Origin of the sequence: Cytobacillus solani (assembly GCF_001420595.1) — a bacterium.
Lineage (GTDB): Bacteria > Bacillota > Bacilli > Bacillales > Cytobacillaceae > Cytobacillus > Cytobacillus solani.
On record NZ_LJIX01000006.1, the window covers coordinates 3,651,604 to 3,677,663 of the forward strand.

Annotated in this window: 22 protein-coding genes and 1 other annotated feature; of the genes, 5 read left to right on the plus strand and 17 right to left on the minus strand. The window is 37.8% G+C overall.

Features of this window, described 5'->3' with window-relative positions:
* Positions 1-21 precede the first annotated feature (21 nt).
* The 5 genes from AN957_RS20215 to AN957_RS20235 are packed head-to-tail and all read right to left on the minus strand — an operon-like array spanning position 22 to position 6,280.
* Positions 22-1,227: a type II secretion system F family protein gene (locus tag AN957_RS20215; protein WP_053477177.1), complete on the minus strand. Its 1,206-nt coding sequence runs from the start codon at positions 1,225-1,227 to the stop codon at positions 22-24.
* 1 nt (position 1,228) lies between these two features.
* Complete coding sequence (locus AN957_RS20220; RefSeq protein WP_053477178.1) at positions 1,229-2,269, minus strand: type IV pilus twitching motility protein PilT; 1,041 nt, start codon at positions 2,267-2,269, stop codon at positions 1,229-1,231.
* 11 nt (positions 2,270-2,280) lie between these two features.
* Positions 2,281-3,942 (minus strand): GspE/PulE family protein, encoded by a 1,662-nt coding sequence (locus AN957_RS20225; RefSeq protein ID WP_056687258.1) that lies wholly within the window; start codon positions 3,940-3,942, stop codon positions 2,281-2,283.
* A 26-nt stretch (positions 3,943-3,968) separates the two neighbouring features.
* The gene (locus AN957_RS20230) at positions 3,969-5,309 is read right to left on the minus strand and encodes a G5 domain-containing protein (protein ID WP_053477179.1); all 1,341 of its coding nucleotides are present in this window, start codon (positions 5,307-5,309) and stop codon (positions 3,969-3,971) included.
* 5 nt (positions 5,310-5,314) lie between these two features.
* Complete coding sequence (locus AN957_RS20235; RefSeq protein WP_056685880.1) at positions 5,315-6,280, minus strand: hypothetical protein; 966 nt, start codon at positions 6,278-6,280, stop codon at positions 5,315-5,317.
* Positions 6,281-6,553: 273 nt separating this feature from the next.
* Here AN957_RS20235 and AN957_RS20240 point away from each other — a divergent pair, with 273 nt between their 5' ends.
* Genes AN957_RS20240 through AN957_RS20250 form a run of 3 tightly spaced genes read left to right on the plus strand, consistent with a single transcriptional unit; the run spans position 6,554 to position 8,699 of the window.
* Positions 6,554-6,982, plus strand: a complete 429-nt coding sequence (locus AN957_RS20240) for a type IV pilus modification PilV family protein (protein ID WP_056685883.1) — start codon at positions 6,554-6,556, stop codon at positions 6,980-6,982.
* Between the two features lie 10 nt (positions 6,983-6,992).
* The gene (locus tag AN957_RS20245; protein ID WP_053477182.1) at positions 6,993-7,427 is read left to right on the plus strand and encodes a prepilin-type N-terminal cleavage/methylation domain-containing protein; all 435 of its coding nucleotides are present in this window, start codon (positions 6,993-6,995) and stop codon (positions 7,425-7,427) included.
* Positions 7,428-7,430: 3 nt separating this feature from the next.
* Entirely contained in the window at positions 7,431-8,699 is a 1,269-nt protein-coding gene (locus tag AN957_RS20250; RefSeq protein WP_056685886.1) for a type II secretion system protein, read from the plus strand.
* 297 nt (positions 8,700-8,996) lie between these two features.
* Here the strand turns inward: AN957_RS20250 and AN957_RS20255 are convergent, their stop codons facing one another.
* The 3 genes from AN957_RS20255 to AN957_RS20265 all read right to left on the minus strand — a co-directional run bounded on the left by AN957_RS20255 (position 8,997) and on the right by AN957_RS20265 (position 14,834).
* Positions 8,997-10,709, minus strand: a complete 1,713-nt coding sequence (locus tag AN957_RS20255) for a sensor domain-containing diguanylate cyclase (protein ID WP_342668501.1) — start codon at positions 10,707-10,709, stop codon at positions 8,997-8,999.
* Positions 10,710-10,811: 102 nt separating this feature from the next.
* On the minus strand, positions 10,812-12,119 hold the full coding sequence (locus tag AN957_RS20260; protein WP_056685889.1) for a bifunctional folylpolyglutamate synthase/dihydrofolate synthase: 1,308 nt from the start codon (positions 12,117-12,119) through the stop codon (positions 10,812-10,814).
* Positions 12,120-12,188: 69 nt separating this feature from the next.
* On the minus strand, positions 12,189-14,834 hold the full coding sequence (locus AN957_RS20265; RefSeq protein ID WP_056685892.1) for a valine--tRNA ligase: 2,646 nt from the start codon (positions 14,832-14,834) through the stop codon (positions 12,189-12,191).
* A gap of 67 nt (positions 14,835-14,901) precedes the next feature.
* Positions 14,902-15,138, minus strand: a binding site (T-box leader).
* A gap of 195 nt (positions 15,139-15,333) precedes the next feature.
* Here AN957_RS20265 and AN957_RS20270 point away from each other — a divergent pair.
* On the plus strand, positions 15,334-15,525 hold the full coding sequence (locus AN957_RS20270) for a hypothetical protein (protein ID WP_053477186.1): 192 nt from the start codon (positions 15,334-15,336) through the stop codon (positions 15,523-15,525).
* An 18-nt stretch (positions 15,526-15,543) separates the two neighbouring features.
* Here the strand turns inward: AN957_RS20270 and ysxE are convergent, their stop codons facing one another.
* The 8 genes from ysxE to hemA form a co-directional block, all read right to left on the minus strand.
* Entirely contained in the window at positions 15,544-16,602 is a 1,059-nt protein-coding gene (ysxE, locus tag AN957_RS20275; protein ID WP_056685895.1) for a spore coat protein YsxE, read from the minus strand.
* A 203-nt stretch (positions 16,603-16,805) separates the two neighbouring features.
* Positions 16,806-17,951: a stage VI sporulation protein D gene (gene spoVID, locus AN957_RS20280; RefSeq protein WP_056685898.1), complete on the minus strand. Its 1,146-nt coding sequence runs from the start codon at positions 17,949-17,951 to the stop codon at positions 16,806-16,808.
* A gap of 137 nt (positions 17,952-18,088) precedes the next feature.
* Positions 18,089-19,378 carry a glutamate-1-semialdehyde 2,1-aminomutase gene (gene hemL / locus AN957_RS20285; protein ID WP_056685901.1) on the minus strand — a complete coding sequence of 430 codons (1,290 nt, stop codon included), beginning with the start codon at positions 19,376-19,378 and terminating at the stop codon, positions 18,089-18,091.
* A gap of 254 nt (positions 19,379-19,632) precedes the next feature.
* Positions 19,633-20,610 (minus strand): porphobilinogen synthase, encoded by a 978-nt coding sequence (gene hemB / locus AN957_RS20290; RefSeq protein ID WP_053477190.1) that lies wholly within the window; start codon positions 20,608-20,610, stop codon positions 19,633-19,635.
* A complete protein-coding gene (locus AN957_RS20295) occupies positions 20,610-21,401 on the minus strand; it encodes a uroporphyrinogen-III synthase (RefSeq protein WP_053477191.1) in 792 nt (263 codons plus the stop codon). Before AN957_RS20295 ends, hemB begins: the two co-directional genes overlap by 1 nt.
* A complete protein-coding gene (gene hemC, locus AN957_RS20300; protein ID WP_053477192.1) occupies positions 21,398-22,333 on the minus strand; it encodes a hydroxymethylbilane synthase in 936 nt (311 codons plus the stop codon). The genes AN957_RS20295 and hemC overlap by 4 nt, the downstream gene beginning before the upstream one ends.
* 24 nt (positions 22,334-22,357) lie before the next feature.
* The gene (locus tag AN957_RS20305; RefSeq protein ID WP_053477193.1) at positions 22,358-23,191 is read right to left on the minus strand and encodes a cytochrome C assembly family protein; all 834 of its coding nucleotides are present in this window, start codon (positions 23,189-23,191) and stop codon (positions 22,358-22,360) included.
* Positions 23,192-23,205: 14 nt separating this feature from the next.
* Positions 23,206-24,552, minus strand: coding sequence for a glutamyl-tRNA reductase (gene hemA / locus AN957_RS20310; protein WP_053477194.1), 1,347 nt, complete (start codon positions 24,550-24,552; stop codon positions 23,206-23,208).
* Between the two features lie 242 nt (positions 24,553-24,794).
* On the opposite strand from hemA, the gene AN957_RS20315 reads away from it, so the two are divergent.
* A complete protein-coding gene (locus AN957_RS20315; protein ID WP_053477195.1) occupies positions 24,795-25,280 on the plus strand; it encodes a LiaI-LiaF-like domain-containing protein in 486 nt (161 codons plus the stop codon).
* Between the two features lie 40 nt (positions 25,281-25,320).
* Here AN957_RS20315 and AN957_RS20320 read toward each other — a convergent pair whose 3' ends face one another.
* Positions 25,321-26,058, minus strand: a complete 738-nt coding sequence (locus AN957_RS20320; protein WP_056685904.1) for an amino acid ABC transporter ATP-binding protein — start codon at positions 26,056-26,058, stop codon at positions 25,321-25,323.
* Between the last annotated feature and the right edge of the window lie 2 nt (positions 26,059-26,060).

The following is a 26,060-nucleotide window of genomic DNA, read 5'->3' on the forward strand; positions in this document are numbered from 1 at the left end:
ATTTTTCATTTACTAAATCTACTATCCTACTTGATTGAAAATTTCAAACATCGGTACCATGATCGCCAAGACAATTACACCAACCACGCCAGCTAATACAACAATCATTAATGGTTCTATTAGAGATTTTATCCGATCTGTGCTCGTGTCTACTTCTCTTTCATAGAAATCAGCTACTTTTCCAAGCATGGCATCTAAGGAGCCTGTTTCTTCTCCAATCGCTATCATTTGTGTAACAAGTGGAGGAAATGCCCAGTGCTTTCTCATTGGATCTGTTAAGGACTCTCCTCTTTCCAATGAATCCCGTGACGCACGGATTACTCGGGAAATGACTTCGTTTCCGACGACATTTTCAACTATGGACATCGCTTGAAGGATGGGGACAGAACTTGTAAACAACGAACTTAATGTTCTCGTCATCCGAGCCAATACTGCTTTTTGCATCATTTTCCCGAATATTGGAATTCGCAGGACGAAATAATCGAGATAATATTTTGTCTTTTTATTCTGTTGAATAAAAATTATCCCTCCAATTAAGCCGCCAACCAAGAGTATGACCAGCCACCAAAAGCGCTGCATAAATTCGCTGGCATTTAAGACAAATTGAGTAATAGCTGGGAGCTCTCCGCCGAAATCAGCAAACATGTCCACAAATGTCGGAACAACCGATACAAGAAGAAAAATAACAACGGCTATTGCGATTATCCCGACTACTATCGGATAGGCAAGTGCCGATTTAATTTTCGACCTTGTCGTATGCTGCTTTTCGTAGTGAATGGCTAAACGTTCAAGTGTTTCATCCATACTTCCTCCCGCTTCACCGGCACGTACCATATTAACAAACATCGAAGAAAATATTTTTCTATGCTTGGCTGCAGAATCTGATAACGGCTTCCCTTCACGTAATTCTAGCTCAATATCGAGAAGTGCTTTCTTTAAGCCTTTACTTTCCGTTTGTGCTGCAAGAATATTGGTTGAATCAACAACAGAAACACCTGCTTTAAGAAGGGTAGAAAACTGTCGCAAGTAAATGACCATATGCTCAAGCTTCACTGGAGAACCGATAGAAATTTCCTTTGTCAAAATAGACTCTTGAACTTCAACCATTTCCAATACTTTAATCCCGTTTTTCCCAAGCTTTTGCATGGCATCTCTCTTCGAAGAAGCTGTTATTACCCCTTGTAGCTTTCCTTTCCTGTCCCGTCCAGTATATTTAAATCTTGCCATTTTAACTCAGCATCTCCTGTATGAATGGTTCTGCTGCTTCTTTTGAAATAACTCCTAATTGAACAAGTTCTTTGATGCTTGTTTCAAGCGTATGCATGCCAGATGCCCTTGAAGTCTGCATAATATTAACAATCTGATAGATTTTTTCATTGCGAATCAAATTAGCAACAGCCGAGTTGTTAATCAAAATCTCAGTTGCAGCTCTCCGCCCTTTTTTATCAATCGTTGGAAATAAGCGCTGCGAAATAACGGATACAAGTACAGAAGCCAATTGAATTCTAACCTGTGCCTGCTGAGACGGCGGAAAAACATCAATAATTCGGTTGATTGTTGCTGGCGCACTTGACGTATGCAAGGTTCCAAAAACTAAATGCCCCGTTTCGGCTGCAGTGATCGCCGTCTGGATCGTCTCTAAATCTCTCATTTCCCCAACAAGTATGACATCAGGATCTTGTCTTAAGGATGCTCTAAGTCCATTGGCAAAATTATTCGTATCAAAACCAACTTCTCGCTGATCGATAATTGAATTTCCATGTTTATGAAGATACTCAATTGGATCTTCCAGCGTAATAATATGCTTTCTCATATGATGGTTCATATATTGAATCATAGATGCCAAGGTTGTTGATTTTCCGCTCCCGGTTGGGCCTGTTACCAACACAAGCCCTTGTGGTTTTTCAGCAATTCGCTTTAATACATTCGGCAATTCCAATTCCTCTATTGTCGGTATTCTTGTCGGAACGATTCTAATTGCCAGGGCAATACATGACCGCTGGAAATACGTATTCACGCGAAATCTGGATACTTTCGGAATCCCATAGGAAAAATCTAATTCACCTTTTTCTTTAAATTGCTCCCACATATGATCAGGAATGATCGCTCTTGCCATTCCTTCCGTATCTTCCGGCTTCAGCGATTCCTTCCCATATTTCTTCAAATCCCCATTTATCCTCATAATCGGCGGTACCCCCACCGTTAAATGAATATCTGATGCTTTCAGCTCAAAGGCTGCATGAAGCAAATGGTCAATCATTTCTTTCATCATTTGCACCTCTATTCAGGTATTGCCACTCTTAATACTTCTTCAGTAGTTGTTAATCCTTGTTTTACCTTTAATAAACCATCATCAATAAGAAAAATCATTTTATTTTTGATGGCTAACTCTCGAAGTTTCGTAAAGGATTCTCCATTCATAATTACTTGTTTCATTTCATCATTAATGACAAGTACCTCATGGATGGCAATTCGACCTTTATAACCAGTCATACTGCAGGAAGAACACCCTCTGCCACGAATGATTTTATCAATTCTCATTCCACGTTTTGCAAATATTTCAACCTCACGCTTTGAAGGAACCTGTTCTTCAGCACAGTCTCTGCACACTCTCCGTATTAACCGCTGTGCGACAATCCCACTTAACGAGGAAGCAACTAGGAATGGTTCTACTCCCATATCAACGAGTCTTGTCACTGTACTTAATGAGTCGTTTGTATGAATTGTACTCAACACTAAATGCCCAGTCAGTGATGCGCGGATGGCTACTTCCACCGTTTCTTTATCGCGAATTTCCCCGACCATAATAATATTGGGGTCTTGGCGGAGAATGGAGCGAAGCCCTGTTGCAAATGTCATCCCGACATTAGGACTTACTTGGATTTGATTAACCCCTTCTACTTGGTATTCGACTGGATCTTCAACAGTAATAATATTTACTTCTTCACTATTAAGCTTATTTAAAGCAGCATACAAGGTAGAAGATTTCCCTGACCCTGTTGGACCAGTAATGAGGACGATCCCTGTTGGTTTTTCGATCATTTTCATAAATCGATTTAAATTCAATTTATTAAATCCTAGTTTGTTTATATCATTTAAGGAGCTTCCTAAATCTAGTATCCGCATAACTATTTTTTCACCGAAAACAGTCGGTAAAGAAGATACACGGAGATCAATGGGGTGGAAATCTAGATTAACCTTAATTCTGCCATCCTGTGGGATCCGGTGCTCTGTTATGTCAAGATTGGACATAATTTTTATTCTAGCAATAAGCAAACTTTGCATATGCTTTGGCAATACCCTTTCCGTTCTAAGAATCCCATCAATACGATAGCGAATGACGACTTTAGTTTCCTGCGGATCAATATGCACATCACTTGCTTTCAATACTACAGCATTAGATAGAAGCTGATTGACTAGACGAACAATCGGAGAGTCCTGATCGTTGATTTTTTCTTCCTGAGTAGATCTTGTTTCAGGAAGGGTTCCCATTAATTCTTCAAAGCCCTCATCAATATCGTAATACTTATTGATTGCCCTTAAAATATCATCCTTTGTGGCAATCGCTGTCTCAATTTGAAATCCTGTCGAAAGACGTAAATCATCAATAGCAAAAAAGTCCATCGGGTCAGCCATTGCAACAAAAAGCTTGTCCCCTTCTTTTTTTAATGGAATTAATTGATTTCTTTTTGCTATTTCCTTTGGTACCAGATTGAAAAGTTTCGTATCGAACGGATAGCGATATAAGCTAATATGAGGGATACCGAGCTGAAACTCTAATACCTCAATTAATTGCTGCTCTGTAATATAGCCTCTTTGTAACAATGCATCTCCAAGTTTTTGTCCCTGGCTTTTTTCTTTTAATGTTGTTTGCAATTGATTTTCGGTCAACAGGCCGGATTCAACAAGTAAATCTCCAAGCCGTTTTCGGGTTTGCTGCATGCTATCACCACGCTTTTCGACGATCATTATTTAAATGTCTCATTAGGCTTTCCCCAAAGATCATTATCATCATTAGAATTTATTTCTTGTGTTCCTTGATGAGCAGATTCCTCCTCATTATTTGTTTGATTTAAATCCGCATCATCATTCGTTGCTTGACTTGTCTGGTTTTCTAATTCACCATTTGTATCACTGTTATCGGTACTGGAAGTATTCTCATCTTTTATTAATCCGCGAACCTCAACCTGATGGACTGGCGGATAGAAATCTTCAGATACCTTCTCTTCCTTTAACCTTTCGCCCTTTTCATCATATGTCTCGCGATATATCCGTACGAAACGCCCCTCTTTCCCTTTGGTTTTGACACTCTTTTCAATTGGGCTTAGTTGTGGATTAAATTGAACAATCGTTTTTGGCTTAAAGGTTTTCTCATCCTTCTCAAAGATTTTATACTGATTTAAAAAACTAGGACCTATTAACGAAATAACTAAATTTGAGTTCGTCTTTTCAAAATAGACTTTATAGGGTCCAGCATTCTCATTCATAAAAATGAAATCCATATCCATTTCAGGATTCACCTTAGCTTCATATCCCAGTTTTGCATATGCTGGCAGGTTTTCACTGATATGTCTTTCAATAACTAAGAAGTTTGTTGGCAATATCAGTTCATAAATACTTGAAGCTAAGATATTCATCGTTTCAATTGAGGCATCGCCTAATCCTAATTCATCCATTTGAGAAAGAAGGGAAAATTGAGAAGATGGTTCAATATCAAAATCTTTCAGTTGCTCCATAAATTTCTCATCAAAATCAATCGTATTCAAGTCCAATGTTACCTGATTAATTACTTGTTTATTTTGAGAGGCTGTATCCAAGAGAAAATCTTCTATTTTAAAATTAAATTGCTCTATTTGTAATGAACTAGCTATATTTAAAATTTCACTATTAATTTTTTCAATATTATATTCATCAGCTGTAATGGTTGGTGAAAGTTCTTCTAATAATACCCCTACTTCATCGGTAGTAACCATTAGCTTATTTTTTTTCCCTTGCTGAGCATTATTGACAGTTTTCTCAATATCAAAGCTGATATCGTGAACGTTAAACTCAATCATCTTTTCTTTAAAATGAAGAAAAATAGTGGTCCCATTTAGCCACTTCGTTAATTGTTCATCAACCATTCTCATCGCTTCAGACTTTGTTTTCCCTGAGACATCTACCGTTCCAATAAACGTACCATTATCAAATGAATTGCTTTTATTCATTATGGCATCGTAAGCTGAGACACCAAAATGGGAGAAACTGAAAATATAGGCGGTAGAGAAGATCATAACAAGAAACAATCTAACTGTCTGCTTATTTCCCATATGAACTACCCTCCCTGATTGCTGTTATTTATTTTAAATATCTTAATTGGTTCAATTACATCTTCCCAAATAACCGGTTCATCATCTTCTATAGAATCTGCTGTCTCCAGTCTTGGTTCTATTTTTTCGAGCTTTAACACTTGGATTTCGTCATTATCAAGTGATGTTATATTACTAGTTTCATTATTAATTTCTTTTGTTGCTGCAACTTCCTCGAGCTGATAATTTAATAGATTAAGTTCAATATTTTCAGTTTGTCCACTGCTATCGGTTTCTGCTATCATTCTTTCAATCTCCGACATATACCCTAAATCTTCTTCCTTCACTTGAGTTTGATGGGTATACCCATTAAAACTTTCTTTAAATAGCTCCTCTCTATTAAATAAGAAGGAGATATCCTCTTCAAAGTCTTCGCCACTATCTTCAATTAACTTTACTTCTTCTGGTAAATTATCTTTTTCGAATGATAATTGCTTTTGAAAAACTTCTTTTTTTAGAGATTCTATTTTTACTTCAGGTGTAATTTCATCTATTAATACATCTTCTCGATAATCATCTGTTCTCATTTCAGAAAGAGAAGCTATTATTTTAACAAGGTTCGATGTTTTCCTGCTGGAAACCTCTATTGCATTTTGCAAAGCAGGTAATTCATTCTCCAAATCTACTTCACGTTCTATCAAATCTAGAGTCATCTCGTCATGTGAATGAAAAATTTTTTTCATAGAAAGTGGATAAATAATCTTTCTCAGTCTTGAATCAATCACAATTGATGACAAAAAAACTAGAAGCAGCAATATTAAACTAGTCTGCCATAAAGGAAAGGATAATTGAGCTAGTAGCCCTAAATTTGCCAGAAAAAAGGAAATGATAATAACGAGTATTTTTCCTTTCGATGAAAGACCGAGCGGCAAAAAATAAATAATAGGGACTAGAATAACTAAAGATATTACTGCTAGTAATAAATTCTCCATTTTTTCCTCCCTAAAAGATGTACAATCTTATATTTGATTAAACATATAAAGAGTATATAATTTTAAATTATTGATACACATAAAAATTGTGGCAATTTTCCAAAAAAAATATAACTTTTATCCTATTTTTCACAAATTTAGTATACTAGTTATTGTATAATAGAGTTAGCAAGTTGGGAAGAGAAGAAAAATGAAGGATTAATCAAAACTTATTATCTTCAAAGAATTTCTATTTTCTCTTTAATAAAATAGAGGATAAAGGAGAAATATATAATGCTTCTACGTAATCAAAAAGGAATGACACTAATAGAAATTCTTTTATCTATAGTAATTCTTACGATTATCCTTGTAACAGCAATGAAGTTTTTCCCCCAGATGGGAATGTTGAACAACCAGAATGGGACCAAACAGCAAGCAGTGAATGATGTAAAAGAATTATTAATTGATTGGCAAAAAAAAGGGGATAATTTAAAAACATTCCTTGCAGATCCATCGAGTGGTGCCTTATCTGGTTATGACCATAATGATGCTAATTACTATTATTTTAAAAATAAAAAAGGAAAATTAGATGTTGAAATTAAAATTAAAAAGACTCCTGACTTAAATACTACCCCTTCAAAAGCATATTTAGTTCATATTAAACTTAAAAACGATCGAGAAACAACAATCAGTGAAACTTATGGATATATTATTGTTAACTAGGAGGTTAGCAATGTTAAATCAAAATCAACGCGGAATTACTTTAGTTGAATTATTAGCAGCAATAGCCATTCTTTCAATTATCGGAGTAATTATTTGGGGTGTTTTTTTTCAAGGAACAAAATATTCTAATATAGCTGTAACCAAAAATCAAATGCAGCAAGAGGCAAATATTATCATTTCCAAATTAACAAAAATTCATCAAACCGCAGAAATCTATTCCATTCATTCAAATGGTGGAATCATAATTGTTGACTATGAAGATAAAAAGGGGTCGACACATAAAATTACTTTTGACGATAGCCATTTAGATTTTTTTACACAATCTATTAATAATGTAATACCAAATAAAAATGATACTCCATTAACTATCACTGTTAACGAAAAAAATTCAAATAATACCATTTCTATAGATACCGTTCTATACCGCTTGAAAGGTGGGGGATAACCCATGCGGGTTTCTAATGAAAAGGGATATGCACTAGTTGCTGTTCTATTAACAATGACTATATTTATGATTCTTGCTTTTTCATTTATGGGACAAGCTGCAAATAATGTAAAGCAGAATAAAGTTATTGAAACCAAATCACAGTCTGTTGCGCTTGCCGAAATGGGCGTTACGTATTTTCAACTAGCAGTTCAAAATGTTTTTAAATCTAATCACCAATCAATTATCGCCCAAGTAAAAGAGGCACGCAACAAAGATATAAAGGATGGAATATTTAAAGCAGATGATGAATATATACAGTATGCAATAGTCTTAATGATAGAACAATTTAAATCTAAATTAAAGCAAACATCAATTTCTATTGATGGAAAACCAAACGCAAAATTTAATATTCAATATAGTGAAAATGATATCCATTCAAATGGAAAGGATATCAGGATTACTTTTAATAGTGTAGGTACTGAGAACGACAAAAGTACCACAATAGGCACAACAATGACGATTGACTTTAGTAATTTAATGTCATCAGATGGCAAAGGTGAAGAAAATAATGGAGACCAAGAATTAAAATTACCCTCCGGGAATGAAATTGCTGATCCAGGAAATTTAAAAATCTGCAGTAATAGTCAGACTGACTTTACAAATACAGTGTGTCAAATAAATGGAAGTAAAACCTTTTATCAAAATGATAAATTAGAGTTTGACCAATCAATTTTTAAAGTTACTGGGGCATTACACTTTCAGAATATGAATAACAAGGATATGAATCATTCAACACTATATATACTAGGAAGTATGACAACTGGAAATATGAATAGCCTAAATAAGTCAAAAATACATGTAAATGGAGCAGCAAATTTCGGCCATTTTAATGGAAATGGACTAACTGATTCAATAATAGAAATCGGAGGAAATGCCAGCTTTGATAATATGAAACTTTTAAGATCTACCATTTATGTAGATAAATATAAAGCAAATTTCGGGCAAATAAATGGAATGAATGATTCCAAGATTTTTGTTAATTCAGATGCTGTAATAAAAGGATTAGATATAGGATCTAATTCTATTATCTGTATCAATGGATACTTAAAAATTGAAAATAATTTTAATAATAACTCTAATAGTAAAGTTTATGCTAAGAACAGTAACAACAATAATGTAATTAAAGGTGATGGAGCATTTAAAGAAGGTGGTGCATGCTCTAGAAATTCTGGTCCATCCATTTCTTGGGGTGATCCTTCAATAATTGCAGATTATGATTATAAATATTAATAATGTACCAACTACCACTTATTTAATGGGACTTACAAAATACATTAACCTTAGACGTGCTAAAGTGACTAACGGTAACATTCAAGAAAATTTGTAGTCCGTAAAGAAGTGTAGAATTTATAATTCTAATCTGTATATACTCACATGTTTTGATATATAAACTAATACTTTTTAACAACGAACCACATTTAATTTAACATTACAAAGAGCTTTTATTCTAAGCTGATAACTTTTTTAAACCCTGGGCATAGCCTGGGGTTTTCTACCATAAAAAAAGATCCCAACTCACTGGAATCTTCACTTCACATACTCCGCCACCCGATTCCGTCCAGCTCTCTTCGCGCCAACATATAAAGCTCGATCAGCATGACGGATGAGAGAAAGGGAATCTTCTGCATCAAGTGGGGCAGCTGCAACACCAATTGAGGCTGTGATATTTACACCAAGCGGGTTCCCATCCCACTCCATATGCTGTGTCAGTGTGAAGGTATGTAAGGCAATCGTTTGCCTGATGGTTTCTGCTGTTATAAGTGCAACTTCTTTTGTCACATCTGGAAGAAGGATAATAAATTCCTCTCCTCCATACCTAGCGACCGTTCCTCTATCACCTATTAATTGCCCTAATTTATCGGCAAGCTGGCAAAGAATTTCATTGCCGCTTTGATGACCGTATGTATCATTTATTGATTTAAAGTGATCGATGTCTAGAATAATCAGTGATAACTGTTCTCTTTCAAAGGTTTCAAGTCGATCAAATTCTCTGCTCAATAGATTATCAAAATAACGGTAATTATAAAGCTGTGTTAACGCACAGCGTTCGCTTTGTGCCTTTGTTTCCTCGTAATGTCTAGCATTCTCGATTGCTACTGCAAAATGTGAACAAAGGATATCGATAATCATTAGCTGGGACTTCTCATATGCTCTTTTTTGTGTCGAGGCAAGTACCAAAACCCCTGTTACTTGATTATTTCGAATCACTGGAACACTTAAGACACTCTCAATCGTGTCAGGCAAATAGCCTTTGGGAAGATGGCTCCATTCTTCCTTCTTATGAAATAACATCGGCTTACGCTGATCCCAAACTAGTCCACTTATTCCTTCCTTCTTTGTAAGCGAGCCAGCATATGATGATATTACTTCACCTTTTTCTATATAACGAAGAATCTGTAATTCCTTTTCATCTACCACATCAAGGATGTATGCGCTATCAACGGTAAGCATCTCTGTTATCTTCTCAATAAATAAGTCGAGAACTTCATTTACGATTAATTTTTCTGCTAGCTGGTGTCCGATTTCTGTGGCCTTTTGTAAAAAACCATTAATTTTATCGCTTGAATAATAAAGATTCAAAATAATCGATAGACTAGAAAATGGTACACCAACGAACAAAACGGCAATAAGTCCGATTTCTATATAGAGCGTGTATAGGACAAAACCGATTGGAAAGGTTATCAATGTTGCAACCGTCTCCCAAACAAAGTCTTTTCCAAAAATATTTTTACGACCATTATAAACTAGTAGATTTATAATAATGATGATGAAATGATTCAAAAGGTAATTAGTAATAGGATAGATTACGATAAGCCAAAAAGAATCATGTAACTCACCTATATGGATTCCCGTTTTCCCACCAAGTGAGTAATAAAAAATACCACTCAATAGAGAAACAAGAAAGAACATGAGAGAGTTTAACGGAACTCGAAAAAATTCAGTACTAGGAAGCTTAACGCGGATAAGTAAAACAATGAGTGCAACTTGGATGATTACTAATTCAACAAACAGACCAAATGATAAAAAGACCGCCCAGGAAACCCATTGGATTAAAAATACAGGAGATCTATTTATAATCATTGGTGTAGCTGCTACAAATGAAGCAAGCAATAAGAATAGCAATACATCTAATTCGCGACCAGAGATTTGAGGAGGATAATTTTGGTAAGTTACCCATAGACCTAACGGAAATACTAGCAACCAAATAATCCAAGTCATCCTTTTCTTAAGCAAACTCACCACTTATATCCCCCTTCCTCAAAACATTTATAGGTCATTTGTCATATAATATGACTATCTTACCAAATTTTCAAAATGATGTCACACGAATCCTTCTTCATTTTACCTGTTTACAGCTTCAGACAGATATGGCTTCGCCTCGGATAGGAAGTATAGAGACCCTGTAATAACGAGGACTTCATCGCTTCGAAGAGAATGGATTTCCTCATCTATTGCTGCTTTCCAATTCGGTGCGTAATGCTTATTTTCATTTTGACTTATGCTGAATAAAGATTCTGCACTTGCTGCTCTTGGAAAATCAAAGCTTACAAAGGTGATTTTATCTGCAGCCGCATCTAAATTTAGGATCATCTTATCCATTTTTTTATCAGAAAGAGCTGTAAAGATGATTCTGATTTTCTTTTCAGAATAGCGCTTATTCAATTCATTTACTAATGCTGTGATTCCTTCTTCATTATGAGCCCCATCAATAATAATCAATGGATCCATTGAAATCGTTTCAAATCGGCCAGGCCAGTATGACTTTTTCAGACCTGAGTATATATGCTCGTCTTCAATTAAGAAAGAATAGTATTTATTTAATAGCTCCACGGCCATTAGTGCTAATGAGGCATTTTCTGTTTGGTGGCTGCCTGCCATAGAAATTTCTAAATGACTCCATTTACGAAAAGGTGTTATTTGCGAAAATATTTCCCCCGTCGTTGTTGAGTGATGGCCTTCAATTGAAAACTGGCTGCCAAGAGAATACAAGGGTGCCTTCATTTCAAGTGCTTTATTTTCAATAACCTTCTTAGCCTCTTCTTGTTTTACTGCCGTAATGATGCTCGTTCCCGGTTTAATAATACCGGCTTTTTCAAAAGCAATTTCTGCATGGGTAGATCCGAGTATGCCTGTATGATCCAACCCGATATTTGTAATAATGGATAAAATCGGAAAGATAATATTAGTGGAATCGAACCTTCCGCCAAGTCCAACCTCAAATAGAACAATATCCACTGGCTGTACATGACCAAAATATTGCATCGCCATCGCTGTGATGATTTCAAATTCAGTCGGACCGCCAAGATCAGTCGCTTCCAGTTCCACGGAAAGCGGGTAAATATCATTTGCCAGCCGAACAATATCCTCATCTTGAATCGGAACACCATTCAATGCAATTCTTTCATTAAATTGCTCGAAATAGGGAGAGGTAAAAGTCCCTACTGAACAGCCAGATTCCTGAAGAATATGGCGAAGATATGTTAATGTTGAACCCTTTCCATTTGTTCCACCGATATGGATTGATTTCATTCTTCTTTCAGGATGACCCAGCTTCTCCATCATCCATTCCATTCTTTTCAACCCAGGCTTCACTCCAAGTCTTAAGCGAGAGTGTATCCAAGTAACTGCTTCTTCATATGTATTAAACATGCTAGTCCCTCCTAACTACACATAGGAAGACGAATCCAATATAGTTGGATTCGCCTTCAAATTACTTTGTTATTCGCCTTTTAATTCTCTAATACGCGCTTCGACAGCCGCTCGCTTCTCACTATAATCAAGCTCTTTTGCTTTTTCTTCTTCTATTACTTTTTCCGGTGCCTTTTTAACAAAGCCCTCATTGCTCAATTTCTTCTGAACACGCTCAACTTCTTTGTTGAGTTTATCCCATTCTTTTTCTAATCGGGTAATTTCCTCTTCAATATTAATTAAGCCCTCAAGCGGCAAGATGATTTCTGCACCAGTTACAACCGCTGTCATCGCTTTTTCAGGGGTTTCAACATCCGTTGCAAGGATCAGTTCCTCCGGATTACAGAAACGCTCAATATAGCCACGATTGCTTTCTAATGTGCTCAGAATCGCTTCATCCTTTGCTTTTAAAATCATCTTAATCTTTTTACTCATTGGTGTGTTCACTTCCGCACGGCTATTGCGAACTGAACGGATGATTTCAACTAATAGCTTCATTTCATCAGCAGCCTTCTCATCCGTGAATTCAGGATTCACTTCTGGCCATGAAGCTGTTGTAATTGATTCACCTGAATGAGGAAGGTTCTGCCAAATTTCCTCGGTAATGAATGGCATAAACGGATGCAGCAATCTCATTGTATTGTCTAGTACATAAGCCAAAATAGAACGAGTCGTTTTCTTCGCTGCTTCGTCTTCTCCGTATAGAGGAAGCTTAGCCATTTCAATATACCAGTCACAGAAATCGTCCCAAATGAAGTTATAAAGAATACGGCCAACTTCACCGAACTCATAGCGGTCTGATAATCTCGTTACGGTTTCAATTGTTTCATTCAAACGAGTTAAAATCCATTTATCAGCTACTGATTTTTCTCCGCTTAGATCAATTTCGTCATAGGTTAAGCCGTTCATATTCATTAACGCAAAACGGGATGCATTCCAAATCTTATTCGCAAAGTTCCATGTCGCTTCAACCTTCTCCATGCTGAATCGTAAATCTTGCCCTGGTGAGCTTCCTGTTGATAAGAAGTATCGTAAAGAATCTGCTCCATATTTATCAATAACATCCATTGGATCGACACCATTTCCGAGCGACTTACTCATTTTGCGGCCTTCTGCATCACGAACTAAGCCATGGATGAGTACATCTTTAAATGGACGTTCGTCTGTAAATTTAAGTCCTTGGAAAATCATCCTTGATACCCAGAAGAAGATAATGTCATATCCTGTAACTAAAGCTGCCGTTGGATAATAGCGTTTATAATCAGCAGACTCTGTATCAGGCCAGCCCATTGTCGAGAAAGGCCATAACGCAGAACTGAACCATGTGTCTAAAACATCCTTATCCTGTTCCCAATTCTCGATATCTTCAGGTGCTTCATGGGCAACGAACACCTCACCCGTTTCCTTATGATACCAAGCAGGGATGCGGTGTCCCCACCAAAGCTGACGTGAAATACACCAGTCACGGATATTTTCCATCCAGCGAAGATACGTATTTTCAAAACGGTTTGGAACAAAGTTTACTTTATTTTCTTTCTCCTGAAGGGCAATTGCTTCATCAGCTAATGGCTGCATTTTTACAAACCATTGAGTGGAGAGATATGGTTCAACGACCGCACCGCTTCGTTCTGAGTGGCCAACTGAATGCATATGCTCTTCAATTTTAAACAATACACCTTGCTCCTGCAGATCTTTAACAATCTGCTTGCGGCATTCGAACCGATCCATCCCTTGGTACTTATCAGCCTTTGCATTCATCGTTCCATCTTCATTCATGACAAGAACGCGTTCAAGATTGTGGCGATTTCCGATTTCGAAGTCATTCGGGTCATGAGCAGGAGTAATTTTCACAGCACCTGAACCAAACTCCATGTCTACATAATCATCCGCAACAATTGGAATTTCACGTCCAACGATTGGGAGCTTAACCGTTTTGCCAATTAAATGCTTATAGCGCTCGTCTTCAGGGTGAACAGCTACAGCGGTATCCCCAAGCATGGTTTCAGGACGTGTCGTCGCAATTTCAATATGTCCTGACCCATCGGCAAGAGGATATCTCATATGATAGAAGGCACCCTGAACATCTTTATGGATAACCTCAATGTCAGATAGGGCTGTTTTCGTTGATGGGTCCCAGTTAATAATATATTCGCCGCGATAGATAAGTCCCTTATTATAAAGGGATACAAATACTTCACGAACAGCCTTTGATAGCCCTTCATCAAGCGTAAAACGCTCACGGCTGTAATCAAGACCTAGACCAAGCTTGGACCATTGCTGACGGATATGGCTTGCATATTCCTCTTTCCATTTCCATGTTTCTTCAACAAATTTTTCACGGCCTAAATCGTAGCGGCTCTTTCCTTCATTGCGAAGCTTTTCTTCTACTTTTGCCTGTGTAGCAATTCCTGCATGGTCCATTCCTGGAAGCCACAATACATCGTAGCCTTGCATCCGTTTCATACGAGTTAGAATATCTTGGAGGGTCGTGTCCCATGCATGCCCAAGATGCAGTCTTCCTGTTACGTTAGGCGGTGGAATAACAATCGTATAGGGCTCCTTCTTTTCGTCATCCTTCGCCTCAAAAAATTTCCCCTTAAGCCACCAATCATAACGCCCTTGTTCAATTGCCTGTGGATCATATTTCGTCGGCATTGTCAGTTCCTTTGTCTCCATCGTCAATCTTCCTTTCCAATCAATGATCATTCAATACTATAAAAGAAAATAAAAAAACCCCATCGCCTTAAAGGACGAATGGAGTTTGCTTCGCGGTACCACCTTTTTTTCAACTACAATAGAGATGTAGTTGACTCTTAAATAGATAACGGATTTCCCGTCTTTCACTACTTGGACGATAGTCCTTTCGCGAAAGAAGCTCGAGGGCGACCTTCCAATAGTTCCGCTTAGAAAACCTTTCAGCTGATGGTTTTCCTCTCTAAAAGCAAATAGCTAATGTACTCTTCCCTGTCTTTGCTTGTGATTTTAATTTATAAATATACTACCGAAAAATGATGGCTATAGTCAATATTAATTGCCGATTTCTTTATAATTTATTCAATTAAATTTTTTTGTACCTCATTTTTATAAAAAAGGCCTTATTAAAATATAGGCACTAACAAAGAGAAGTGAACATAGAATAGTATGAGAAAGGAATGTTAGGAAAGGGGTTTGCCGAGTGAAAAGAAGATATAATCCGTATATTCTTCCACCGTGGTTAAGAAAAGTCAGAGGTGTTTGTGCACAATTTATTATCCCTATTTGTGTTTTTCAAGGAATTCGTACAATTCTTTTTCCATTTACACTCGATGTATTGCTGCTAACTGTGCTAATATTATTAGCTATTGCTTTTCACTTCGAATTACTATAGGAGCCCAAAATTCGTGTTTCAATTCTGGGCTCCGCTTTGCCCTTCAGCCTCTGCCATTGCTTTTGCCTGCTTCTTTTGTGCCTCAATCTCTTCAATTCTCATTAGTATATATTCTGTATTTTTCAGAAGCCAGTATTGTCTTTGGAAGTGCAAGACTGATTTTCTTTCACCTTTACGATCTGATGCTTTAAAATAGTTTTCTGCGGATCGTATGACTGCACCTGGATGGGCAAAATAACTCTGAAAAAGTAATAACTCATCCTCTTTAAACGGAAAATACTTTAAATACGTATATATCCACTCTATGCATTCCTCTGATCGTTTCGGATAGGTTTTTAACGTTCTCGATAAGAACGGCAATAAATCATGAAGAGGGGAGCCTAGTCTGGACTTTTCAAAATTCGTGAAGTACCCATGTCCTTTATCATCAAATAAGAAATGTTCAGTGGAGATCTTACCATGAATAATCACAGTGCGAGCTTTTTCACTTTCCTCCGTTTTTTCAAACCACGTTTTAAATCTTTTGATGGAAAATTGCAATGCCTGGCTAATGTCGTGATAAGAAAGAGAAAACATTAGCTCGAAGGGAGATAAGTACTCTCTGCTTTCACATGATTCTATAAATCCAATTAAAAATTCGTTTTCTTTCTCCCATTCAAGCAATGTCTTCTCATAATGCTCTGAACGATCCTCCTTACTGATTGTTACTTCCCTAACAGATAAAGTATGAAGTCTTGCCAGTTCACGAAACAGCTGCTGATTCCGCTCGAATCGATTTTCCTTCACTTCATTTGCTAGCCATGGCATTAAGTAATATAGTTCATTTTCATGTAAAACCGCATATCTCCCATCAACTGCAGGAAAAATAGGGACAATTCGGTTATAGCCTTTTTGAAAGAGAGACTGGACATGGCGTATGAAATCACCACCATGCTTTGGATCAATTTTCTTTAAGGCAAAGACCCCTTTATTCGTATAAATTTTCCGTATGCGGCCACGCTCCTCAACAAAATGCGGTTCAAGGGCATAGTTCTTTAATATCGGTGCAACCTTTAGTAATCGATTCTCCTTTTCCATAAGAATCCACTCTCTTTCTTAAGAAAAGCGTAAGCAAGCCGATGTTGACTTATCGTAGGGAGGAGACCTAAAGTTTGATAGGCGATAGGCTGCTTGCGCTAGACAGTTCCCAATTTAAAAAGTGATATATTTTTCTTATCCTTTAAAAAAGAAAACAGCCTAAGCAGGTGTTCGCTAACCTGCCCAGCCTGTTTTTGCATTTTTTAACGGGCTACAACAGCTGGAATATAAAGTACTTGCCCTTCAGAGATATCTTGATTAATTTCTAAATGATTGACACTTAACAGCTGGTGAACACCAATCGCATACCTTTCTGCAATGAGATCCAGTGTATCTCCGCTTTGAACAATGCATACCTTTAATTTTGCCACATGATCGGACTCTTCCTTACGGGCAAAAAATTCTGTTAAGGTCATGCTTTTCTTTTTCGATTTCTTCTTTTTCTTATCCGTTTTCTCAGGACTTTCATCAATAATCTCAGGAGATTCTGGTTTTGCTTCTTGTTCAGGGCTTTCGACCTTAGGCATATTCACATCCTGTACTAGACTTTCATCTACCGGAATTTCAAAAATATCTTCTGCTGATGGAGGTGATTCTTCACTTCTTTTTGAAGAATAAAATGTGATTTCTGGCTCATCTGCCTTTTTTACTTCTTCTTTCGGCTCTGGCTCTGGTTCAGGCTCTTTTCTTGCCTCAGCTTCAAATGGAATATAGACTTTTTCCTTAAACTCATCATGCTTTTCAATTTCATTTGCTGAACTAACAAAAATTTCTGTTCGATCTTCCTTTTGATCCTCTTCTTCTGCAAAAGCTTTTTCTAACGGACTCACATCCACTACATCTTCTGCAGCAGGCGATCTTGCCAAAAATGGTTCTAATTCCTCCTCATCCTGCGTATCCACTTCGTAGGATGACTGTTGCTCCCCATATAAGCCAGTGATCATTAAATTAGCAGATAGCTTCAAACAGCTTCTTTCAGGAAAGATATAATCAAAGGATTCTACTTGAACATCAATGTCATTTAGGCTTTGAATCCTATTGATCGGTATAGTTATATCAACTGGGAAGTAATGTCTAAATTCACAAACTCCTTCTTCTCTTTCTTCTACCACTTGAATGAATTTTGGAGCGGCAAAAGTTCCTTCATCTTCCGCTGTCTCTATTTCATTGCGTTTATATTCACCTGATAGCTCGAGCGCTCCTTGAATCGTAACATATTGATCATCTTCCTGAATAAAAATATCAGGGTCTAACGAGATAGAAATCAAATCTAGTACTTCCTGTCCTTTTTGAAACCAGACAGACTCTTCCAAAGAAAATCGTAAACACGATTGGCTCCCCTGAGACAAAGCGACTCCTCCTTTCATAACACAACACGCTTTATCACTATGTCATTTACACTTTATGAGAAAGTTAATTCTTTTATGATTGAAAAACGAAGCAGCACAAAAAAAACACCCATCTATTAGAGATGAGTGCCTAATAATTACCCTTTAATTTTCGAAAAAGCAATTTCGATTGCTTGTAGTGTTTTTTCTATATCTTCGTCACTATGTGCAGTTGATAAGAACAAGCCTTCAAATTGAGATGGTGGCAGGAAGACGCCTTGATTTGCCATTTCACGGTAGTATGCTGCAAAATAGTCTAGGTTTGAAGCTTTTGCTTTATCATAATTAATGACATTTTCATTCGTAAAGAAGAAGCCGATCATTGAGCCAGCACGATTAACGGTATTCGGAATATCATACTTTTCAGCAGCCACTTTAATCCCCGCTTCAAGCATATCCCCTTTACGTGTAAATTCCGTATATGCCTCAGGTGTTAGCTGACTTAATGTTTCATATCCAGCTGTCATAGCTAGTGGGTTTCCTGATAATGTTCCAGCTTGATAGATAGGGCCGCTCGGTGCAATTTGCTCCATAATTTCAGCCTTACCACCGTAAGCACCTACTGGAAGACCTCCGCCGATTACTTTTCCTAAACAAGTGATATCCGGAGTAACATTGAAGTAGCCTTGAGCACAGTTATATCCGACACGGAATCCAGTCATTACTTCGTCAAAAATCAGCAATGCTCCGTATTGTGTCGTAATTTCTCTTAGTCCTTCTAAAAAGCCCGGAAGCGGTGGTACAACGCCCATATTACCCGCAACAGGCTCCACAATAATTCCAGCAATATCTTCACCGAATTGCTCGAAAGCATACTTTACGCTTTCCAAATCATTGTAAGGAACAGTAATCGTATTCTTTGCGATTCCTTCTGGTACCCCAGGACTATCTGGAAGACCAAGCGTTGCCACTCCAGAGCCAGCTTTAATCAATAAGGAATCTCCATGACCATGATAGCAGCCTTCAAACTTCAGAATTTTGTTTCGGCCAGTATAGCCGCGTGCAAGTCTTAGCGCACTCATTGTTGCTTCTGTTCCAGAGGAAACCATACGTATGATTTCAATAGACGGAACTCTTTCAATTACTAGCTTAGCAAGCTCATTTTCAGTAACTGTCGGTGCACCAAAGCTTGTACCTAATTCTGCAACCTTTTTAAGTGCTTCGACGACACGGTCATTTGTATGTCCTAAAATGAGCGGTCCCCATGATAATACGTAGTCAATGTATTCATTTCCATCGATATCATAGATTTTCGAGCCTTTTCCTCTTTCCATAAAAATTGGATCCATGTTTACTGATTTAAACGCACGCACAGGAGAGTTAACTCCTCCCGGCATAAATTTTTTCGCTTCCTTAAAAGCTTGAATGGATTTATCGTAAGAGCGCATCTAATCCCTCTTTTCACTTTTTTATTGTTGAAAATAATGCAGTTTTGGCAAAGGTTGTTTTCCGCTTCAGGATGCTCGCTTTCCGCGGGGCGGGCGCTGAGCCTCCTCGTCGCCTACGCTCCTGCGGGGTCTCACCTGTCCCACTCCTTCCGCAGGAGTCTCACACCTTACGCTCCAATCAACCTAACTTTATTCCAACATATTCATCTATATTGCCGTACAAATACCTTTTGTTAGTACCTAAAACTTAAAAATTATTGTTCTTTTAGCCATCTAGCTGCATCTTTTGCATGGTATGTAATGATAAGGTCGCAGCCAGCGCGTTTCATCCCAGTCAGCATTTCCATTACGATTCTTTTTTCATCAATCCATCCGTTCTGAGCAGCTGCTTTAACCATGGAATATTCGCCGCTTACATTATAAATAACGAGTGGAAGATTGAAATTATTTTTCACATCACGAACAATATCCAGATAAGGCATACCAGGTTTCACTATTAGGAAGTCAGCGCCTTCCATTAAATCAGACTCTGCTTCACGCAATGCTTCCATACGATTTGCAGGGTCCATTTGATAAGCCTTTCGGTCGCCAAATTGAGGTGTACTATCAGCCGCGTCACGGAATGGGCCATAGAAAGCAGAGGCATACTTCACCGCATAAGACATAATTGGCACATTTTCAAAACCAGCCTCATCTAATCCAGCACGAATAGCAACGACAAATCCATCCATCATATTAGATGGTGCAATAATGTCCGCTCCAGCCTTTGCCTGGCTAACAGCTGTCTGAACAAGCAATTCAAGCGAGGCATCATTTAAAACTTGATCTCCTTCTATCAAGCCGCAATGGCCATGGCTTGTGTATTCACAAAGACAAGTGTCAGCAATAACGATGATTTCAGGGAACTTCGCTTTAATTAAACGGGTTGCTTCTTGGACGATTCCATGATCATGGTAAGCTTGCCCGCCGCATTCGTCCTTTTCTAAAGGAATACCGAATAACAGAACGGATTTAATCCCTAAAGCAACAACCTCATTCATTTCCTCTTCAAGATGATCCAGCGATAAATTATAAATGCCAGGCATCGACGTGATTTCTTTCTTAACATCCTCTCCCTCTGCTACGAAAATAGGATAAATGAAATCATCTATTGTTAAATGATTTTCACGTACGAGTGCACGCATATTTGCACTTTGGCGTAAACGTCTATGACGGGTGAATTGTAAATCCATTATAATGCCCTCCGATATTCATTTTCTAAATAGTCAATTATGCTTTTTATCATGTGATGGACGGTGTATACATTCGGTGCAATATGAACCTTTAACCCATATGACTCAATTCTTTCCTTTGTAACAGGTCCGATACAGCCGATGACACATGCTTCTACCTTTTCATAAAGATTGTTTTCTTTCACAACAGCCATTAAATGGTCAATTGTAGATGGGCTAGTAAAGGTTAAGATATCTAATTGGCTATGAGTTAGCTTTTCTTTAATGAGTTCTCTGCTTTCTTCTGGAAAATATGTGTCGTAAATGATTGCTTCATCAACAACAGCGCCATATTTAGATAAATAAGCAGCAATATAATTACGGGCTAAATTCCCCTTCGGAATGAGTACTTTCATTCCCTTTTGTACATATGGTTTAAATTCTTCAGCAAATCCTTCAGCAACGAACTCCTCTGGCGTAAAGTCCACTTGAAGCCCTTTAGCCAATAAAAAGCTTTCTGTTTTCCTTCCGATGGCAGCAATTTTTGGCATTTGCTTTCTATCAGATGGATGAAGGAAGGATAGAAACGTTTCAACCGTTATACTGCTCGTAAAAATTAGCCAATCATACGAATGCAGCTGATTGATGATGGCATGTATTTCTGGTGAACGAGCAGGTTTAAAGGCAAGCAGAGGGATTTCAACAGGATTTCCTCCATATTTCTCCACTAAATCCGAAAAGGATTGTGCCTGCCCTTTACTTCTTGGAACAAGAATATTTTTTCCTCTTAAAGGAAGGGAGGAGGCTGTCATTTGCCTTCCATCTCCGCTTTAACCTGATCAATCAATTCTTTTCCTCCAAGCTTTATTAAGCTATTTGCGGCAGCAATTCCAACTTCTTCGGGATTTATGCCAGTTATCTGTTCTTTATAAATAATTTTTCCATCTGGTGAACCAACAAGTGCGGTTAATACGACTTGATCCTTGTCATTCAACTCTGCGAATCCTGCAATCGGCACTTGACAACCGCCTTCCATTTTATGAAGGAATGCGCGTTCCGCTCTAACCGTGGCATCAGTCTTTTCACATGTAAATTTCTTTAACAATCCAAGCAGTTCTTCATCATCTCCACGGCACTCAATAGATAATGCACCTTGTCCGATCGCTGGGAGGCAAATATCTGGATCTAGAAATTCTGTTACTACATCAGATGCCCACCCTAATCTTGAAAGACCTGCAGCTGCTAAAATAATCGCATCATATTCTTCTGTTTCTAACTTTTCCAGTCTTGTATCAATATTTCCGCGAATCCATTTAATTTCGATATCAGGACGACGGGCTAACAGCTGGGCTGCTCTTCTTAAGCTGCTTGTTCCAACGATAGCGCCAGGCTTAAGGTCATCAAATCGAATATGATTTTTTGAAATAAGTGCATCTCGATGATCTTCTCTTTCTGGTATACAGCCGATGACGAGGCCATCTGGGAGAACGGCAGGCATATCCTTCATGCTATGTACCGCCATATCGATTTCCTTATCAAGCATGGCCTGCTCAATTTCCTTCACAAAAAGTCCTTTGCCGCCAACTTTTGATAAAGTTACATCAAGAATTCGATCGCCTTTTGTGACGATCTCCTTTACTTCAAATTCAAAAGACGGATCTAGTGCCTTTAACTGATTAATAACCCAATTAGTCTGTGTTAATGCAAGTTTACTTCTGCGCGAACCAACGATAATTTTTCTCATGATTGCCTCCTAAATTTAAAGCGATTATGAATACCAGAAATGGAAAGATGAAAGTTTTCCAAATAAGAAGAAATTAATAAGAACGACGAGAAAGGATGCAAGATTCCATAAAGCAAGCTTATTCCCAGTCAGTCCTTTCCCAACCTTTAAATATAAATAAATGCTGTAGATCGCGAGTACGATGAAAGAGCCAATCACCTTAGGATCGTACCAAATCATATCAGGAACCTTTATGTATGCCCAAGTTGTTCCAAGAATTAAACTTATAATTAGCATAGGAACCCCAATAAGATTTAAGACGAAAGACATTTTGTCAAGCTTTGAAAGGTCAGCAAGCCGCTTCAGGCGCGTTCCCCACTTTTTTCTTTTTAAAAGATCGTACTGAATTAGATACAGCAGCGAAAACACAAATGAGAGGGAAAAGGCTCCATAAGATAGAATGGCCACAGTAATATGAATAAGCAGCAATTCAGAAATCAGCTGCTGTGCCATAACATGGGATTCATATTGTATGGGTGCAAATGTATGAATTGCCATGATCATAAATCCAAGCACATTTGTAAAGAACACGATAAAATCTACTCGAAGTAAGCGATTTATGGCTAAAGATAAACTTATCAGTACCCAAGCATAAAAATAAAGCCCTTCAAATATCGTCAAGACAGGAAATCTCCCCGTCTTCAACATATACAAAAAAAGGAATATTGTTTGTAAACCCCATACAAATGCAAGTAACCAGAAGGCAATTCGGTTTGCCTTCCGGTTAGACGTCAGAAAATCAACAAAATATAATAAGACACATAAGGCATAAAGAACGACTGTAAACTCATGCAGCCGTGTCATATAAATTTCAAACATGGACAGTACTCCTTTTATGATTGAAAGGAAGCCTGTGGCGATTGAGCAACCGAGTGCCTTAGTTCTGCTGCACTCACTTCCTGCCGCTCATTAACAAGTTCTCCTATATTAAAAATTTTCACGAATAGATCCAATGCCTTATCTGCATCTTTTTGGCCAGCCATTTCTTTAGCCTGTAAAATAGGATCCTTCAATAACTGATTAATAATACTCTTCGTATGTTTATTTAACACCTTTTTATCCCGATCACTTAAATTCGGCATCTTTCTTTCTATGCTCGTCATCGTTTCTGCTTGAATTGCTAGGGCTTTTTCACGCAACGCAGAAATGACTGGAACAACTCCAAGTAAATTCAGCCATTGTTTGAATTCAACTATTTCTCCTTCAATCATTAGCTGAATCTTTTCGGCTTCTTTTTTACGCTCCTGAAGATTCGCTTCAACGATTCCCTCAAGATCATCAATGTCATAGAGGAACACACTATCTAATTCAGCAAGCAATGGATCTAAATCACGCGGAACAGCAATATCAACCATGAATAACGGCTTGCCTTTGCGCAGTTTTTCCACTTGCAGCATCATGCATTTTGTAATGACAAATTCTTTTGCACCTGTTGAGCTAATAAGAATATCTGCTTCAAGTAATGCACATTGAAGCTCTTTCAGTGTCTTTGCTTGCCCTTCATAGCGGTTTGCTAAGTCCTGCGCCTTTTCAAACGTACGATTAATAACCGTTACCTTACTTGCACCGTTTGCATGCAGGTTTTGAATCGCAAGCTCACCCATTTTTCCAGCACCTAAAATAAGGACATGCTTATTCTCTAAGGAACCAAAAATTTTCTTCGCTAATTCAACAGCTGCATAACTTACAGAAACTGCATTTGCACCGATCTCTGTTTCTGAATGGGCCCGTTTGGCAAGCGTAATGGCTTGCTTAAACAGATGATTGAACACGGTTCCAGTCGTATTCTCTTCCTGAGCTTGCAGGAAGCTTGTGCGAACCTGTCCTAAAATTTGGGTTTCCCCAAGAATCATGGAGTTTAACCCGCAAGACACACTAAATAAATGCTCCATTGCGCCTTCTTGTTCATATATAAACAAATATGGTGAAAATTCTTCCTTCTCTATTTGAAACCACTCTGACAAAAATTCTTTAATATAATATCGGCCTGTATGAAGCTGATCAACAACTGCATAAATCTCAGTCCGATTACATGTTGACAATATCACGTTCTCTAAGATGCTCTTCTTATTCTTTAATGTGTTCATAGCATCTGCAAGCTGAGACGGGTTAAATGTCAAACGCTCACGAATTTCGACAGGGGCTGTTTTATAATTTATACCGACAACTAAAATATGCATGTTTCAATTGACCCCCCCAATTAAATTGCACAAAATACTACTATAATTGTAACATTTCTATCCCTTTATCCAATGGTAAAATGTGAACAGATAGTGAATTCATATGGTAAAATAAAGTAAGAGTGCAGATAAAGAAAATCCATTGCTCTATCCACTTTCTATCATTCGACAAAATCCTCCCATATGTACAGTAACAAAAAAACATAGCAGATTCAAGTGAACCTTATTGGAAGGGTGTAACGATGAAAAATCAACGTTTTTTTCTAGGAATTATCCTAATTGGCTTTGGCGCCTACTTTTATCTTGAGCAATCCAATATTCCTGTTTTGCAGCCTTATTTCACGTGGCCATCCTTACTAATAATTATTGGTGTCGCTTTTTTATTTCAGGGCTACGGCGCAAAAGAATACCATGCCATCCTGCCTGGCGTCATTCTGACTGGTTTTGGTCTCCATTTTCATGTGGTCAATCGGCTGGAAATATGGCCAGATCATATTGGCATTTTTATTTTAATTCTAGCTCTTGGCTTGCTGCTGCAGCATCAAAAGACTGGATCAGGTTTATTTCATGGGCTTCTCTTCTTATTTTTATCGATTTTGCTGCTTTTTTATGATCGCATGATTGTCTGGTTCGGCCTATTGAATAACGGAGTCTCGAATGTTTGGAAATTTTGGCCTGTCATCCTCATTCTTATTGGCGGTTATTTCCTCTTTATTAAGAAAAAATAGAAAAGAGACAGGGATACATAGTTTCCCCTGTCTTTTTCGATTACAATACAGAATCTAAAAAGTTTTTTGTTCGTGCTTCTTTTGGATTTGAGAATAATTGCTCTGGGTGTCCTACTTCAACAATTCGTCCCTCATGCATATAGACAGCCCAATCAGCAACCTCTCTTGCAAAGCCCATTTCATGGGTAACAACAACCATTGTCATTCCCTCTTCAGCCAATTCCTTCATTGTCGCAAGCACCTCTCCTACTAATTCAGGATCAAGCGCAGAGGTTGGTTCATCAAAGAGCATAATCTCCGGTTTCATAGCAAGAGCCCTTGCTATTGCTACACGCTGCTTTTGCCCACCGGAAAGCTTTGAAGGATACACATTCTCTTTATCTAAAAGACCTACTTTTTTCAGCAAAGCTCTTGCTTCCATCTTCGCTTCTTCTTTTGGATACTTTTTAACATAAATTGGTGCCTCCATCACGTTTTGTAGCACCGTTTTATGCGGAAATAAATTAAAATGCTGAAATACCATTCCGACTCTTGCTCTTACTTCATTTAGATCATGCGTTTCTTTCTCGATTTTTTCTCCGCCGATCATAACAAGTCCACTATCTTTTAATTCTAAAAAATTAATGCAGCGGAGAAGCGTGCTTTTTCCAGACCCGCTCGCACCAATAAGGCAAACAACCTCACTCTGGTTTACCGTCATATCGATATCCCTTAAGACATGTAAATCCCCAAAAGATTTATTCAGCTTCTCTACATTGATCATAATATCTTTACTCATAT